Origin of the sequence: Paenibacillus sp. J31TS4 (assembly GCF_018403265.1) — a bacterium.
GTDB lineage: Bacteria > Bacillota > Bacilli > Paenibacillales > NBRC-103111 > J31TS4.
The window spans coordinates 1-15371 of sequence record NZ_BOSI01000011.1 but is presented as its reverse complement, the minus strand read 5'-3'; the positions used below and the strand labels follow the sequence as shown (position 1 = coordinate 15371).

The following is a 15371-nucleotide window of genomic DNA, read 5'->3' as shown; positions in this document are numbered from 1 at the left end:
ACTAGTGAATGTGAAAAAGAGAAGAGGGGAATCATGCGAAAGAAAGCGACCAAGCCGGCTGGACAAGCATTGACCAGGTCCGAGATCCTCAAGCAGACCATCAAGACGGGGATTATCAAGTCGAATCTGATTACTATGTTTGCCGGGCTGACACTGGCCTTATATACGTACCATTTGGATCCGATCGAGAAGCTGCCCGCCGCGCTCTATGCTTTAATCGGAACGATTCTGGTCATAGGGGCGGCGGGAGCCTTTAACAACCTGTACGACCGGGACATCGACGCCATCATGGAACGGACCAAGAACCGGCCTACGGTGACGGGTGCCATTCGGCCCAAAACCGTGCTCTGGCTCGCATCCGTTATGGCCGTCGTCGGCATCGCCATTCTGGCGCTGGCGACACCCCTTGCGGCGTTCCTCGGGTTTTTGGGGCTGTTTTTTTATGTCGTGCCTTATACGATATGGAGCAAGCGCCGGTCCGTCTACAATACGGAGATTGGGAGCATCTCCGGCGCCATGCCGCCCCTCATCGGGTGGGCTGCGATTTACCCGGACATCACGCATCCGGCCATTCTGGGCCTGTTCGTGATCGCCGTCATCTGGCAGATGCCGCACTTCTACGCTATCGCGATCCGCAAGAATGAGGAATACCGGGCGGCGAACGTCCCCATGCTGCCGGTCGTCAAAGGCATCCGGAGAACCTATCTGCAGACCAACGTTTACCTGGTCGTGCTGACGGCGACGAGCTTCCTGCTCGGCTCGCTGAGTCTCGGCCTGATGCTGGTCGCCCTGCTCATGAACGGCGGCTGGCTCGTGCTCAACATCTGGGGCTACAAGCGGATGGAACCTGAGAAGTGGGCCAGATCGCTGTTCCTGTATTCGCTGCTTCATATGACCGTCGTCTTTTCCACGGTCATTATCTATTCGCTGGTGGGGATTATTTGGGGATAACAGCCTCCCGTCTCCTCACCCTGCATGTCAAAAAGCCTTCGGAACGGATGTTCCGAAGGCTTTTTTGTCGGGACGGCCAGAGCTCGCCGACACCGTTTTGTTAGGCCTGCTTCCCTTCCACATACGCCGCTTTCCTCGGCGCCGATTGGTTGGAGGGGGCTGGCTGGGGCCTTTTCATCCACAAGGAGAGCCCCACATTGACAATGGCCAGCACTAGGCTGATCGTAAAGACGAAGGACGAGCCTGCGGCCGCCGCGGCAGGCAGTTCACCGGCGGTGCCGGACAGATAGCCGGCCCTTTTCGCGGAGAACAGCGACACCATGACCGCGATGCCGATCGCCCCCGCGACCTGCTGGGAGGTTTGCGTGATGGCGATGCCGTCCGGGTAGTACTCTCTCGGTAGAGCGTTCAGCGTATTCGTTTGAACGGAGGCCAGCACCATCCCAATGCCCAGCATCATGACGATATGGGTGGCCGCCAGCAGCCACAAGGCGGGTTCGGTCCCGTAAACGGCATAGAGCCCGTAGCCAAGGACTACCAGAATCGTGCCTGGCGTAATCACTGCACGAGGACCATACGTATCAAAGAGCCGGCCGATCACGGGGGCGAGCACGCAGTTGAGCAAGCTGCCCGGAAGCATGAGCAAGCCCGTCACGAACGCGGAAACCAGCATAGCCGTCCGCATGTACAGAGGCAGGACGACCAGCATGGAGAGCATGTTGAGGAACGTGATCATGTTCATAATCAGACCAAGCGAGAACATCGGGAAGCGGAATGCCTTTAAATTCAGCATGGGGTGCTCCAACTTGGTCTGACGAATGGAAAAAGCGAGCAGAGCCAGCAGACCGACGAGAACGCATCCCCAGACCGCCACGCTTGTCCAGCCGTGATCCCCGCCGACGCTCACGCCGTAGACGACACCGCCAAACCCTATCGTAGACAAGGCAACCGACCGCACATCGATCAATACCTTTTGCACCTCGTTGACATTGGGAAGATAGCGCGCCCCTAGCAGTACCGAGAACAGCAGAAACGGAAGGGTGAACCAGAATATCCAATGCCAGGACAACGTATCGAGAATCATCCCGGCCAGCGTAGGGCCGAACGCCGGTCCCGCCAAGATGACGAGCCCCATGATTCCCATGGCGGCTCCGCGTTTGTGCGGCGGGTAGATGGTGAAGATCACGTTCTGCGTCAACGGCAAAATAATCGCCAGCCCCGCCGCCTGGATGACCCGTGCTGCCAGAAGAACGCCAAAAACGGGAGCCAATGCCGCCAGCACCGTTCCGCCTATGGACAAAAATAAAGACGCCAGGAACATCTGACGCGTCGTGAACTTTTGCATGAGAATGCCGGTTACCGGAACTAGTATTCCGAGGGTTAAGAAGTAACCGGTGGCTAGCCATTGAATCGTCGTCGAATCCACTTCAAACAACCGGCTTAATGCTTCCAACGCTATATTTAAAGCTGTTTCGCTAAACAGCCCGACAAAGCCCGCTACCAGCAGTGCCGCCATAATAGGTCCTGTTTTGATCTCCTTCTTCACTTGTCAGACTCCTTCAACCATGTTGGTAAGATTTCTATTATTTTTGTTGCTTTCTTCTTTTCTTCTGCAGCGGATGATCATCGCTTTGCTTTCTGATTTTTACTATCGATAGTTCTTACCGACCGGTCTGTTGTTAACTATAACAAATCATTTTTCCTTGATGTAAGTGAAACTTCCGCCTCATTCCATGCGATTTCACAATTCGGACACAAGTTTTCCAGAACGCTGGGTATTAGAATCTCTTTAGGAAAGGGACTTCCTTATAGATTATTTACACAGCCCATCGCGAGAAGGCTACCCGTCTGTTTGCATGTTCACTTGCCCCCTTCCCTAACGAGAGGAGGCGAGACAAGGACCTCTTCTTGGAACATGAGAAGCCTGCAAAAAAAAGCCGAGCAGATGGCAGGATACTCCTGCATCTGCTCGGCCCTTATTGAAAGGTCTACATCTCTATATGCTGGGCAAGGACTTCATTCGCGTTCTGTTCAGCAAATCGCCCTTCCCTTCTCCTACTCCACCGTCACCGACTTCGCCAGATTCCGGGGCTTGTCGACATCGTTGCCTCTGGCAAGCGAAGCGTAGTAGGCAAGAAGCTGGAGAGGGACGACCGACAGTGCCGGCGTCAGCAAACCGAGCGTGCGCGGAATCGTAATCACCTCGTCCACCGATTTTGCCAGCTCTTGGTCGCCTTCCGGGGCGATGCCCATCACGTAGGCGCCGCGGGCGGTCACTTCCTTAATGTTGCTAAGCGTCTTCTCGAACAGCTCCTGCTGCGTGGCAAGGGCGATGACCGGCACGCCGTCCTCGATCAAGGCCAGTGTCCCGTGCTTCAGCTCTCCGGACGCGTAAGCCTCGGAGTGGATATAGGAGATCTCCTTCAGCTTGAGCGACCCTTCCTGCGCGACAGCATAGTCGAGGCCTCGGCCGATGAAGAACAGATCGTCATGGTTCGCGATTTTCTCTGCGAACGCCTTGACGGTATCCGCCTGGCCCAGCAGCGTCTCCACTTGCTCGGGCAGCGCGCGCAGCGCCGTGATCGCTTCTTCGATCATGGCCGGCTCCTGTGTCTCCAAGGTTTGGGTGAGGTACAGGCCAAACAGATAGAACGCGATCAACTGCGACGTGTAGGCCTTGGTCGAGGCGACCGCAATTTCCGGACCCGCCCAGGTGGTGATCACATCATCGGCTTCCCGGGCAACCGAGCTCCCGACCACGTTCGTAATCGCGATGACGCGGGCGCCCTGCCGCTGCGCTTCCCGCAGAGCCGCTAGCGTATCGGCCGTTTCGCCGGACTGGCTGACGACGATGACCAGCGTCTCCTTAGAGATGATGGGAGCGCGGTAACGGTATTCGGACGCCACATCCGCCTCGACCGGAATCCGGGCCAGACGCTCAATAACGTTCTTGCCGACCAGTCCCGCATGATAGGCGGTTCCGCAGGCAACAATGTGAACGTGGCGAATGGTGCGCAGTTCGTCCGCCGTCATCTTCACCTCGTTCATCACTACCCGCTTGCCGTCCTCCGTAATCCGGCTGCCCATCGTATCCCGGTAGGCCTTCGGCTGTTCATGGATTTCCTTCAGCATGAAATGATCGTAGCCGCCCTTTTCCGCGGTCGTCAGATCCCAATCGACATGGAATAATTCCCGGGAAATAATATTCCCCTCAAGTGTGAACAATTCGACACCGTTCCGGGTCAGCACCGCCATTTCCCCATCTTTCAGGATATAAATATCGCGCGTATGCGGCAGAACGGCCGGAATGTCGGAACCGATGAAGTTCTCGCCGTCGCCCACGCCGATAATAAGCGGGCTCGCATTGCGTACGGCGACCAGCTTGTCTGGCTCTTCTTCGGCGATCACGCCCAGCGCGTAAGCGCCCCGCAACCGTTTGACGGCGGCCTGCACCGCACGCACGATGTCTCCCTCGTACAGGTCGGCGATCAGGTGAGAAATAACCTCCGTGTCCGTCTCCGATACGAACCGGTGGCCTCTCTCGATCAACTCTTCCTTCAGGGCGATGTAGTTCTCGATAATCCCGTTGTGAACAACCGAGATTTTGCGCTCGTTGTCGACATGCGGGTGGGAATTGACGTCGGACGGCTTGCCGTGGGTAGCCCATCGGGTGTGTCCGATGCCGATCGTACCCGACAGGGGCGCCGCCTCCAGCTTGCCCTCCAGCTCCGCCAGACGGCCCTTCGCTTTGACGACCTCCAGCCGGCCGCCATTATATACCGCTACCCCAGCCGAGTCATAGCCCCGGTACTCGAGCTTCTTCAATCCTTCCACCAAAATATCTTGCGCTTTGCTGCTGCCGATATATCCGACAATTCCGCACATGGTAGAACCCCCTTTTGTATGTTCGTCTCTAACGGACGATTGTCAAAGATCTTAATGACGTAAAAAAGCAAATAGGAAACCAAGGGGTCGCCTCGCGCGGCTACCCTGCTAAGACGTTACTATGGAATCAAGAAGATCGTTTTGTGCCCCCGGTCACCCAGGAGGTTTGTCGATCCACTTAACGGCAGTTGATGGCTGCCGGAAGGTCCCCGCCGAATGTTTCGAACACCTTCACCTCGTCAACTTGGGGGCTCATGTCTGGTTCCGTTCGGAAACCAGACATTCTCCGTGGCTCGCCCAAGTTCTGGCGCTTCATGAAACTAACTGCTATCCTCCTTTCTCTTCTAAACTGACATACTCCATCATATTCAATCTGCAGGCGGAACGCAACCCCGTCCGTTTTCCTACTTGTTCCACGACAGGCCGCTTCGTCTGGCTGGTCACCTCCCCCTGATTCCATCCCTTACCCTCCGCCCCATACGTCGAGCTTGCCTCACTCTTCGACGTGTCGCTTCTTTAGCGTTCCGTCTTGCTTACCCTTACCCTTCGCTTCAACCAGCCAAACAAGCAAGGCCCGCTCTTCTTTCGAAGTGCGGGCCGCTTCCGATTTGTTCCGTTTTATTCCATTTCGATACTCATGCCAGGTGGGCGCTTAGGCCAGCTCCACCTTGACGACCTGTACGATCTGTTCCACGAACGCCTCAAGCTCCCGGATCTCCGGGCCCTCCGCCATGACGCGGACGAGCGATTCGGTGCCGGACGGGCGGACGAGCACCCGGCCGTTCTCGCCGAGCTTCGTTTCCACCTCGCGGATGGCCTGCTCAATCGCCGTATTGCCCTTCAGCTTGCTCTTGTCGGCTACACGCACGTTGACCAGCACCTGCGGGAACTTCTGCAGCTTCTGCTTCAGCTCGCCGAGCTTCTGTCCCGAGCGGATGACGGTATCGACCAGCTGGAGGGCGGACAGCATGCCGTCCCCGGTCGTGTTGTAATCGAGGAAGATGACGTGGCCGGACTGCTCTCCGCCCAGGTTGTAGCCGCTCCGGCGCATCTCTTCCATTACGTAGCGGTCACCGACTGCCGTCTGTGCCGTCTCGAGGCCCAGCTCTTTAGCTGCTTTGAAGAAGCCCAGATTGGCCATTACAGTCGTCACCACCGTATTGTTCTTCAGCCGGCCGTCCTTCTTCATCGCGTCGCCCAAAATCGTGAGGATGTAGTCGCCGTCCACTTCCTCCCCCTGCTCGTCGATCGCGATGAGACGGTCCGCATCTCCGTCGAAGGCTAAGCCCAAATCAGCCTGATGCTGAAGGACGGCTTCCTTCAGATGGTCCGGATGCGTGGAGCCGACGCCCTCGTTAATGTTTACACCATCCGGCGTATCCCCGATGGCAATCACCTCGGCGCCCAGCTCGCGGAAGAGGCGCGGAGCCAGCTCATAAGCCGCTCCGTTGGCACAGTCTAGCACGATCTTGAGACTGGAGAACGTGGAGCTTACCGTTGTCTTCAGGTAAGTGGCGTACTGCCATTTGGCCTCCGCATCGTCGGTCAGGCGGCCGACGTCTCCTCCTACCGGACGCGGCAGATGATCGTGCTCCAAGTCGAGCAGACGCTCGATCTCCAGCTCCTTATCGTCGAGCAGCTTATAGCCGTCCCCGCCAAAAAACTTAATGCCGTTATCCGCTACCGGGTTATGCGAAGCGGAGATCATGACGCCGGCGTCGGCGCCGAGCGTCCGGGTCAGATAAGCGACACCCGGCGTGGTGATAACCCCCAGGCGAACGACGTCCGCTCCGATCGACAATAGTCCTGCGGCCAGCGCCGATTCCAGCATCCCTCCGGACACTCGTGTATCCATACCAATGAACACCTTAGGCCGCTTCACTTCTCCCGCCAGCACATAACCGCCGCAGCGGCCGATGCGGTAGGCGAGCTCCGGCGTCAGCTCCTGATTGGCAATTCCGCGGACGCCATCCGTTCCAAAATATTTCCCCATAGTAACATTCCCCTTTATCTCTATAACTTATGTTTCGTTCGTCTTTTTGCTTCTGCTGACTGACGAGGCTCTTTTGTACGCCTTCTCTTCAAAGTCATGCATGCGATTCGGCTTCGGCATCCATCAGGAAGGCTTCGGCGATACCTGATCCGAGGCGGCCGGCGCGTTCGCCGGCGTGCTGCTCGGCGAGGGCGAGGGGCTCTCCGAGGGCGACGGTGACGGTGTCGGAGCTTGCTGTGTTGACGTCGGCGAAGGACTGCTCTCCGTTCCGTTCGGAACCAGCTCCAGACTCGCCTTCAGCTCCGGCTGTCCGCTCGCAAACCGGATGTAGGCAGGCAGGTGCAGCACGATCGGCAGATCGTACTTGCCCGCCGGCAAGTTGCTAGCGTCCACGGATGCCCGCACATCCTGTGTCTTGATCAGATTCAGCTGTGCCGGTGCGCCTTCCAGCGTCACGTTCAGCTTGCCTCCGTCCGGGACTGCCAGCTTACCCGATAGGCCCGTCCCCGTCCCTATGATCTCGATAGGAATATTCGTGAATTCTCTCTTCGCCGAAGGAACGATCTCGACCGTGACCTTCACTTCCTTGACGTTAACTTCCGTGACCTTGTTTTTGGGTGTCACGCTGAGTGTGAAGGTTTTGCTTTCTTTTAACCCTGTCAGATCGACTTGAAGCCCGTCATAGAAGTCCATCTGGTCCAGCACGTCCTTAGGTCCGAACACCGTCACCTGATCGGCGCTTTGCTTGACGGACGCGACGCTGAATCCTTCGGCCGGCTGTCCGTTCAGCTTCACCTGCAGCGGCATCTGCTTGAACGGGCTCGTAATCGGAATCTCAACCTCGACCAGCTGTGGATTGACGGTAACCCCGTCGACTACCTTGCCGTTCTTGTCATAGACGGTCAGGCGAACCTGCTTGGTCACCGCTGCGTTCGCCTTCTCGACGCTTACGTCGGCACGAGCGGTCTCGATCTGATCCAGCTTGCTGAGCGGGGCTGTGACCAGCACCCTCCCCGGGTTGATGACCGGCAGCCCTGCCTTGTAGCCGTCTGCGGGCGTCCCGACCGTATTGATGATGACCGGTACCTGCTTGTTCTGCTTCTCCTCGATCGCCACCTTGACCGACTGCGGCACGATCTCCGCCGTCACGTCGTTCGGCAGCCCCGACGTATGCAAGTACACGGTATAGGTGCCCGGCCCGTATTGCGACAGGTCGGCCTTCACCTTGAATGTTTCGGGGTCCACTTTCTTCAGCGAGGATGGTTTCCCCCGCAGGATGACCGACACCTCCGACGGCTCGATCGATTTAATCGTCAGTGAGCTCGAATCGAAATCCGCCTCGACCTTGACGTTGTTATAGGTTTGGTCGCGGCTGATCGACGACTGGCTGGCGCTGTCCGATGGCACGTCCATGTGCACGACAACCCACAGCAAAATTCCGATGACCAAGGCCACCGCCTTGACGACATTATTATTGAGCAGCCACTTATCCATGGTTCGTCCTCCTCCATTTCCAGAAGGGGGCCTTCGGCTTGGAGTTGGCCTTTGCTTTCAGCTCTTCGTACAGCTTCGAAATGAGTGCCTCTTCCTTGATGTCCCGGACAACAAGCCCGTTCAGCGCAAGCGAGATTTGGCCTGTCTCCTCCGACACGACCAGACAGATCGCGTCGGATACCTCGCTCATGCCGATGGCGGCGCGGTGCCGGGTACCCAGCTCTTTGCTGATGAACGGATTTTCGGACAGCGGTAAATAACAACCCGCCGCCATCAGCCGGGATTTGCGCATGATCACCGCTCCGTCATGAAGCGGCGTATTCGGAATAAACAGATTGATGAGCAGCTCTGCGCTGACCTCGCCGTCGATCTTGGTCCCGGACTCTATGTACTCGTTGAGCCCCGTCTCCCGTTCGAAGACGATCAGCGCGCCGATCCGCCTGCGGGACAGGTTGGTCATCGTCTTCATGACTTCCCCGATCAGGCCGTTGATCTCCTGATCCTCCTCGCCGCCGGACCGGCTGAACAGCCTGCCTCTGCCGAGCTGTTCCAGCGCCCGTCGCAGCTCCGGCTGAAAGATAATAATAAGCGCCAGCACCCCGAAGGTAAACATCTGGTTCATCATCCACTGGAGCGTCCTCAGATCGAACCAGAGGGAGACCGCCCAAGTGATGACCACCACGAAGATCCCTTTGAGCAGCTGAATGGCCCGCGTGCCGCGGAGAAGAAGAATCAGATGATACATGACATAGCTGACGATGGATATATCAATAATTTCCTTAATGGAAGCTTTGAACGTCAAGTTGCTCAGAAATTCCATTGGCGTTCCCCCAGAGAATCCTTCTCGTAAGGCTCCGGATTCGTTTCTCTCTTTGTTTAAATGATACCATATTTTCAGCAAAAAACCTCCCCCTTATGAAAACGCAAGGGGGAGGCCGCAAAGCCCGGTACGCCGCTACCGGGTTGCTAAGGAATAGATTTCATTTACTTGAAACCATAGCCAGTCGAGCGCTCGGTCGACCTCTTTGATTTGCCCGGAAATATGAGCCGTCGACGCCAGATTGATGGAGCCGTCGATGACGGTCAGATTGCCCTTCAGGTCTCCGTCGACCTTGATCGTCCCGCCTTTGACCATCAAATCTCCGTTAACGGTTTTGCCGGCCGGCACGATGACCGTATTGCCGGTAATGACCACCTGGTCCAGATCCGAGCCCTTGACGACGAGATCGGTATCCTGGTTCCAGAGCGACAGGAAGCTCCCGAGCATAACCAGCAGGAACACAGAAGCAACCGAGATGGCGGGGTGTCTCTGAATCCACTTCAGCCACTCGGTCTTTTTCTTCTTCTGGGGCAAGCCGCCCATGATGCGGGAGGTCAATCCGTCCGGTACAACCGGCTTCGGCATTGTTCGGATCAGGCCTTCCGTTCGTTCCATACTCTTCAGCAGATCCCTGCATGCCGGACAGCTAAGCAAATGCTTCTTGAGCTCGAGCGACTGCGGCCCCTCGAGTGTGCCGTCCAAATATTCATGTATCCAAGGAAGGGCTTCCCTGCAGTTCATCTGAGCCTCCCCTTTCTTCTCGTCCGATGTGTGATACTATACGTCCCAGGGTTCAGAATGTTTCAGTTTTTTTATCACCAAAATCGCCGTCGAGCTTATTTCTTAAAAATTCCCTTCCCCGGTGCACTCTAGTCTTCACTGTCGTGACCGGCATGTCCAGCACATCGCCGATCTCCTGCAGAGACATGTCGTGCAGATAGCGGAGTATGACGACGGACTTGTACTTCTCGGGGAGCGACTGGATCGCCTCCCGGATCTGCAGCTGCGTCTCGGACAGCATGATCTGGTCCTCGGGCGTCGCCTCCTCGCTCGGCAGGAGCGAATACCAGTCGGCCCCTTCGCCGTCCGGCATCTCGGCATCCGGCGAATAGCTGGGCTTGCGCTTACGCAGCTGGTCGATGCACAGATTCGTCGCGATCCGATAGATCCACGTCGAGAACTTCTGGGATTCATCGTACCGGTCGAGATTCCGATAGACCCGCAGGAACGTCTCTTGCACAATATCTTCGGCCGTCTGGGACTGACTGAGCATCCGGAACGCCAAATGATAAATTTTGTCCTTATACATATCGACCAGCTCCGCGAACGCGGACCGGTCTCCTTTTCTTGATAGCTTGACTAAACGTCCTTCGACACTGCTCACATTCATTCCCCCATGCCGGCCATCCCCGGAATCCGGGCTTCGGAAACCTCTCCTGCTTCTCCCAAGTCCCTGTCTTCCCGTTCTAAATAGCCCGCCAACCAATTCCTGACTCCTCTCGGGCAGCGGGCCCCTTCTCCTATGTACGCCTGCGGCAGCCAATCCGCCAACAGGATGATCTTCCTGAACGGGTATTGCCTCACCCTTTATCGTACTGGAACTGGAGCAAAAAAGCAAAACATTACCAGCCAGCATTCGTTGCCTTCCCTGACTATTCTGCAGGAAAAAAAGAAACCGGACCACGGGGTCCGGTTCTTGGCTATCCGACATCGGAAATACTTGATCCGTGATCGGCAGCTATTTCTGTACGAGGGTACAGTTCGTGCCAAGAGCACAACCGTACGATGGCAAGGTTCGTACAAAGAGTACAGATCTGCCCGATCAGCCCGTATTTCTCAGGCCTGCGGCAATGCCGTTGATGGTAAGCAGCACTTCTCTTAGCAGCTCGGCGTCGTCCTCGCCCTTCTCTCGATTGGCGCGCAGCTCGCTCAGAAGCTCCACTTGCATATAGCTGAGCGGATCGACATACGGATTGCGCAGGCGGATCGATTCCTGGAGAATCGGCACATTGTCGAGAATCTCCTGCTGTCCGGTAATCTGGAGCAGAAGGTCAGACGTCAGCTCATACTCTTTCTTGATCAGGTTGTACATGCGCTCCGCCAGCTGCTTGTCCTTGATCATCCGACCGTATTCCTTGGCGATGACGAGATCCGCCTTGGCCATGGCCATCTGCAGATTGTCGACAGTCGTGCGGAAGAACGACCATTTGCGGTACATTTGCTGCAGAACCTTCATCCGGTCCGGCTGGTTCTGATAAAAGCTCTGAAGGCCCGTTCCGGCCGCGTACCACGCCGGCAGCAGGTACCGGCACTGCGTCCAGGCGAACACCCACGGAATCGCGCGCAAGTCCTCGAACCGGTCGCTGTTTTTGCGCTTGCTCGGACGGGAACCGATGTTGAGCTCGCCGATCTCAGGCAGCGGCGTCGATTCCTTGAAGAACGTCATGAAATCCTTGTCCCGGAAAATAAGATCCTGGTACTTATGGCGCGCCTTCTCGGAGATGTCGCTCATTATCGCGTCCCACTGCGGGTCGTTCTGCTCCTGCTGCGGGTATTTCGCCATGTAAGCGGCCGTAATGAGCGAGGAGGTTGCTTGCTCTAGACTCCGGTAGGCGATGCCCTTCATGGCGTAACGCTGCGACAGCACCTCGCCCTGCTCTGTGATCTTGATGCCGCCGCCGATCGTATGCGGAGGCTGAGCCAGGATGCTGCGGTTCAGCGGCATCCCTCCGCGGCCTAACGCACCGCCGCGGCCGTGGAAAAACTTCAGCTTCACCTGGTTGCGGTTGCCCGTCTCCGTGATCTTCTCCAGCGCTTCCTTCAGCTCCCAGTTGGCGGTCAACGCGCCGCCGTCCTTGTTGCTGTCCGAGTAGCCGAGCATGATCTCCTGCAGCTCGCCCATGCTGCGGACACCGTCCCGGTAAGCGGGAATGTCGAACAGGCGCTGCATGATACGCGGAGCGTCATGCAGATCGTCGATCGTCTCGAACAGCGGCACCGGCTGGAGCGTACAGATAAGCGTGCCATCGGCCTCTCTGCGGTACAGGCCCACTTCTTTGCTGAACACCAGCACCTCGAGCAGGTCGCTGACCCCGGTCGTCATGGAGATCAGATAGGTCGTAATGCAGCCTTGTCCGAATTCCTTCTGTGCCGCCTTGATCGTCTTGTACACATCCAGGCATTCCTGTGTCGACTCCGAATAGTCGATGTACGGGGAGGCGACCAGGCGAGGATCGTTCAAGATATTGGTCAGCAGTTCGATCTTTTCTTCTTCCGGAAGTGCCGCATAGTCCGGGCAGATGCCCATCTTCTGCAGAATTTCCGTCATGGCCGATTCATGCTCCTTGCTGTGCTGGCGCACGTCCAGCTTGGCCATATGGAAGCCGAACAGCTCCGCCTGCCGGATCAGCTTTGTGATGTAGCGGTCGGCCACGTAATCGGCATAATGCCCCCGCAGGCTCCGCTCCACAATTTGCAGGTCCGCAATAAACTCGTCGGCGGAAGAATACATGGCTTTCGGATCGGTTACGGATGCATCCCCGGTGTTGCGGATCTTTTGCAGCATATAAATGACCTTGATCCGGTAGGGCTCCTTCTCATTGCGCCACGGTCCTTCGGAGCGCAGCGGAATGTTCTCCCGGTCTTGACGGATCGATTCGAGGAGTTCGTCGCTTACCTTCACAATGTTTAGGCTGAAGCTCATATGCTCCAGAATAGCGCGCAGGCTGTCTTTATACTTGGACAAAGCCAACTCCCGATGCATGCCCAGCGTCTCCCAAGTGACGCTTGCCGTCACCGACGGATTGCCGTCGCGGTCTCCCCCGATCCAGGAGCCGAACCGCAGGAAATTCGGAGCATGCCACGATTCATTCGGGTAATACTTATGCAGACAACGCTCTAGCTCGGCATAGAGATCCGGCAGGACGTCGAAGAGGGTTTCGTCGAAGTAATACAGTCCGTTGCGGACCTCATCGATGACCGTCGGCTTGCGGTCGCGAATTTCGTCCGTCTGCCATAGAGCCAGAACTTCGCTTAGAAGCTTCTCCCGCAGCTGCTCTCGTTCCCGGTAGGTCAGCATTGGATTGTCGAGCTCCATCACATCTTTGGCGATCCGCTGATGGATATTCAAGACCGCACGGCGCATAGCCTCCGTCGGGTGGGCCGTCATGACGAGCTCCAGCGAGATCGTCTTCACGATTTCCTTGACTTCTTCTACAGGCAGCTGACGAGCATGCAGGTCCTTGATCACGTTCTCGATCGAGCCCGGCTGGGTCATTTCTCCGGCCGACCGCTCGTATTCACGTTTCCGGCGAATCCGCTGGTTCTGCTCGGCGATGTTCACCAGCTGAAAATAAATGGCGAACGCCCGAATGACCTGGTGCCGGATTTCGGGAGCGCAAGACTTGATCGTTTCCTTGTATTCCCGATACAGTACCGGATCGTAATGAGTCCGCATGGTCTTGCTCATTTCCCTGATCTTCTCAACAATCGTCAACAATTCGTTGCCGCCCTGGTGGACGAGCACTTCTCCCAAGATGTTTCCCAAAAAGCGGACGTCCCGGCGCAGCAAATTGCCGGACGGACTTTTTGTTACAGCATTGATCTCCTCTGCCATATCCTCACCCCGTTGTTTTCTCTACGAACTGCTTCTGCTGTGGCACAAATTCTTCACATTTTATTATTTTAACACAGCAACGTCCAAAAAGAATCCCCCTGTCAGATAAAGGCATAAAAGAGACATGAGCCAGTCCACCGAACGAACTAGCTTGCCAGCATCGCTCAGAGGCCCACGTGCGCTTCCTGAGCCGTTTCCCGAGCCGTTTCCCGAGCCGTTTCCCGAGCCGTTTCCCGAGCCGTTTCCCGAGCCGTTTCCCGAGCCGTTTCCCGAGCCGTTTCCCGAGCCGTTTCCCGAGCCGTTTCCCGAGCCGTTTCCCGAGCAAACAAAAAGGCTTCCGCAAGCGGAAGCCTTTTTTAAGCAAACGGGCCACTCGGAGTGCGGCCATTTTTCGCAAGTATGTATCCGAGGATCAATCCAACAGACATAATAAAAAAAAGACCCTTAAGGTCTAATAATGGAGCGGGTGATGGGAATCGAACCCACGCTACCAGCTTGGAAGGCTGGAGTTCTACCATTGAACTACACCCGCTTGCTTTATGGTCGGGACGACACGATTTGAACATGCGACCCCCTGGTCCCAAACCAGGTGCTCTACCAAGCTGAGCTACGTCCCGTAATAAAGATGGTAAATGGCGTGCCCTGAGAGATTCGAACTCCCGGCCTTTTGATTCGTAGTCAAACGCTCTATCCAGCTGAGCTAAGGGCACATAATGGAGCGGAAGACGGGAATCGAACCCGCGACCCTCGCCTTGGCAAGGCGATGCTCTACCGCTGAGCCACTTCCGCAAAACAATGAAGCTTGTTAACCTTACCATAACAGCTTCTGAATGGCAAGTAATAAGAATGCGCGTGGAGGGACTTGAACCCCCACGTCAAAGACGCTAGATCCTAAGTCTAGTGCGTCTGCCAATTCCGCCACACGCGCAAACGGTGGTGAGCCATGAAGGACTCGAACCTTCGACACCCTGATTAAAAGTCAGGTGCTCTACCAACTGAGCTAATGGCTCGCATGGCTGGGGATCCAGGATTCGAACCTGGGCATGACGGAGTCAAAGTCCGTTGCCTTACCGCTTGGCTAATCCCCATTACTGCGTGGTGCCGTCGAGAGGACTTGAACCCCCAACCTACTGATTACAAGTCAGTTGCTCTACCAATTGAGCTACAACGGCATATAGTATTCCCGATCTAATCGTGGATATACATATCTGGTGGACGCTGACGGGATCGAACCGCCGACCCTCTGCTTGTAAGGCAGATGCTCTCCCAGCTGAGCTAAGCGTCCAAAGCTTTTTCGTAGCAGCCGAGGCTGCCGCGATGTGGGAGAAGATATGACCCGTAGGGGATTCGAACCCCTGTTACCTCCGTGAAAGGGAGGTGTCTTAACCCCTTGACCAACGGGCCTAAATAATAAGCTTCCAACCGGGATCGAACCGGTGACCTCATCCTTACCATGGATGCACTCTACCTACTGAGCTATGGAAGCATGGCTCCCCGAACAGGACTCGAACCTGTGACAACTCGATTAACAGTCGAGTGCTCTACCAACTGAGCTATCAGGGAATGCACTGCTTGGCAACGTCCTACTCTCCCGGAACCCTTCGGTTCAAGTA

At 56.4% G+C, this 15371-nt stretch carries 9 protein-coding genes and 12 tRNA genes; 1 reads left to right on the top strand and 20 read right to left on the bottom strand.

Translation table 11 applies throughout. The features are described from left to right. The first annotated feature begins 33 nt into the window (after positions 1–33). Positions 34–951, top strand: a complete 918-nt coding sequence (gene cyoE / locus KJS47_RS23055) for a heme o synthase (protein ID WP_213528150.1) — start codon at positions 34–36, stop codon at positions 949–951. Positions 952–1051: 100 nt separating this feature from the next. Here the strand turns inward: cyoE and KJS47_RS23050 are convergent, their stop codons facing one another. The 20 genes from KJS47_RS23050 to KJS47_RS22955 form a co-directional block, all read right to left on the bottom strand. Beyond that, positions 1052–2497: a DHA2 family efflux MFS transporter permease subunit gene (locus KJS47_RS23050; RefSeq protein ID WP_213528148.1), complete on the bottom strand. Its 1446-nt coding sequence runs from the start codon at positions 2495–2497 to the stop codon at positions 1052–1054. A gap of 509 nt (positions 2498–3006) precedes the next feature. Next, entirely contained in the window at positions 3007–4836 is a 1830-nt protein-coding gene (gene glmS / locus KJS47_RS23045; RefSeq protein ID WP_213528146.1) for a glutamine--fructose-6-phosphate transaminase (isomerizing), read from the bottom strand. A gap of 652 nt (positions 4837–5488) precedes the next feature. After that, positions 5489–6829, bottom strand: coding sequence for a phosphoglucosamine mutase (gene glmM / locus KJS47_RS23040; protein WP_213528144.1), 1341 nt, complete (start codon positions 6827–6829; stop codon positions 5489–5491). 123 nt (positions 6830–6952) lie between these two features. Then, on the bottom strand, positions 6953–8323 hold the full coding sequence (locus KJS47_RS23035; protein WP_213528142.1) for a CdaR family protein: 1371 nt from the start codon (positions 8321–8323) through the stop codon (positions 6953–6955). Then, positions 8316–9143, bottom strand: coding sequence for a diadenylate cyclase CdaA (cdaA, locus tag KJS47_RS23030; RefSeq protein ID WP_213528140.1), 828 nt, complete (start codon positions 9141–9143; stop codon positions 8316–8318). The genes KJS47_RS23035 and cdaA overlap by 8 nt, the downstream gene beginning before the upstream one ends. Positions 9144–9278: 135 nt before the next feature. Beyond that, positions 9279–9884 (bottom strand): zf-HC2 domain-containing protein, encoded by a 606-nt coding sequence (locus tag KJS47_RS23025; RefSeq protein WP_213528138.1) that lies wholly within the window; start codon positions 9882–9884, stop codon positions 9279–9281. 52 nt (positions 9885–9936) lie between these two features. Continuing rightward, a complete protein-coding gene (gene sigW, locus KJS47_RS23020) occupies positions 9937–10527 on the bottom strand; it encodes an RNA polymerase sigma factor SigW (protein ID WP_213528136.1) in 591 nt (196 codons plus the stop codon). A 438-nt stretch (positions 10528–10965) separates the two neighbouring features. Beyond that, a complete protein-coding gene (gene ppc, locus KJS47_RS23015; protein ID WP_213528134.1) occupies positions 10966–13758 on the bottom strand; it encodes a phosphoenolpyruvate carboxylase in 2793 nt (930 codons plus the stop codon). A gap of 458 nt (positions 13759–14216) precedes the next feature. Beyond that, a tRNA-Gly gene (locus KJS47_RS23010) sits at positions 14217–14290 on the bottom strand. Positions 14291–14298: 8 nt separating this feature from the next. Then, positions 14299–14375, bottom strand: a tRNA-Pro gene (locus KJS47_RS23005). Between the two features lie 16 nt (positions 14376–14391). Further along, positions 14392–14468 (bottom strand) — tRNA-Arg (locus tag KJS47_RS23000). A 4-nt stretch (positions 14469–14472) separates the two neighbouring features. Then, positions 14473–14547: transfer RNA gene (locus KJS47_RS22995), tRNA-Gly, on the bottom strand. Between the two features lie 58 nt (positions 14548–14605). Beyond that, positions 14606–14686 (bottom strand) — tRNA-Leu (locus tag KJS47_RS22990). Positions 14687–14692: 6 nt separating this feature from the next. Further along, positions 14693–14768, bottom strand: a tRNA-Lys gene (locus KJS47_RS22985). 3 nt (positions 14769–14771) lie between these two features. Beyond that, a tRNA-Gln gene (locus tag KJS47_RS22980) sits at positions 14772–14846 on the bottom strand. An 8-nt stretch (positions 14847–14854) separates the two neighbouring features. Then, positions 14855–14930, bottom strand: a tRNA-Thr gene (locus KJS47_RS22975). 37 nt (positions 14931–14967) lie between these two features. Continuing rightward, positions 14968–15043: transfer RNA gene (locus tag KJS47_RS22970), tRNA-Val, on the bottom strand. A gap of 47 nt (positions 15044–15090) precedes the next feature. Further along, positions 15091–15162 (bottom strand) — tRNA-Glu (locus KJS47_RS22965). 9 nt (positions 15163–15171) lie between these two features. Next, positions 15172–15244, bottom strand: a tRNA-Thr gene (locus KJS47_RS22960). A gap of 1 nt (position 15245) precedes the next feature. Beyond that, positions 15246–15321, bottom strand: a tRNA-Asn gene (locus KJS47_RS22955). Positions 15322–15371: the final 50 nt, after the last annotated feature.

Coding starts and splice junctions, on each gene's coding strand:
- cyoE (WP_213528150.1), top strand. CDS start 34: ATGCGAAAGAAAGCGACCAAGCCGGCTGGACAAGCATTGACCAGGTCC.
- glmS (WP_213528146.1), bottom strand. CDS start 4,836: ATGTGCGGAATTGTCGGATATATCGGCAGCAGCAAAGCGCAAGATATT.
- glmM (WP_213528144.1), bottom strand. CDS start 6,829: ATGGGGAAATATTTTGGAACGGATGGCGTCCGCGGAATTGCCAATCAG.
- KJS47_RS23035 (WP_213528142.1), bottom strand. CDS start 8,323: ATGGATAAGTGGCTGCTCAATAATAATGTCGTCAAGGCGGTGGCCTTG.
- cdaA (WP_213528140.1), bottom strand. CDS start 9,143: ATGGAATTTCTGAGCAACTTGACGTTCAAAGCTTCCATTAAGGAAATT.
- KJS47_RS23025 (WP_213528138.1), bottom strand. CDS start 9,884: ATGAACTGCAGGGAAGCCCTTCCTTGGATACATGAATATTTGGACGGC.
- ppc (WP_213528134.1), bottom strand. CDS start 13,758: ATGGCAGAGGAGATCAATGCTGTAACAAAAAGTCCGTCCGGCAATTTG.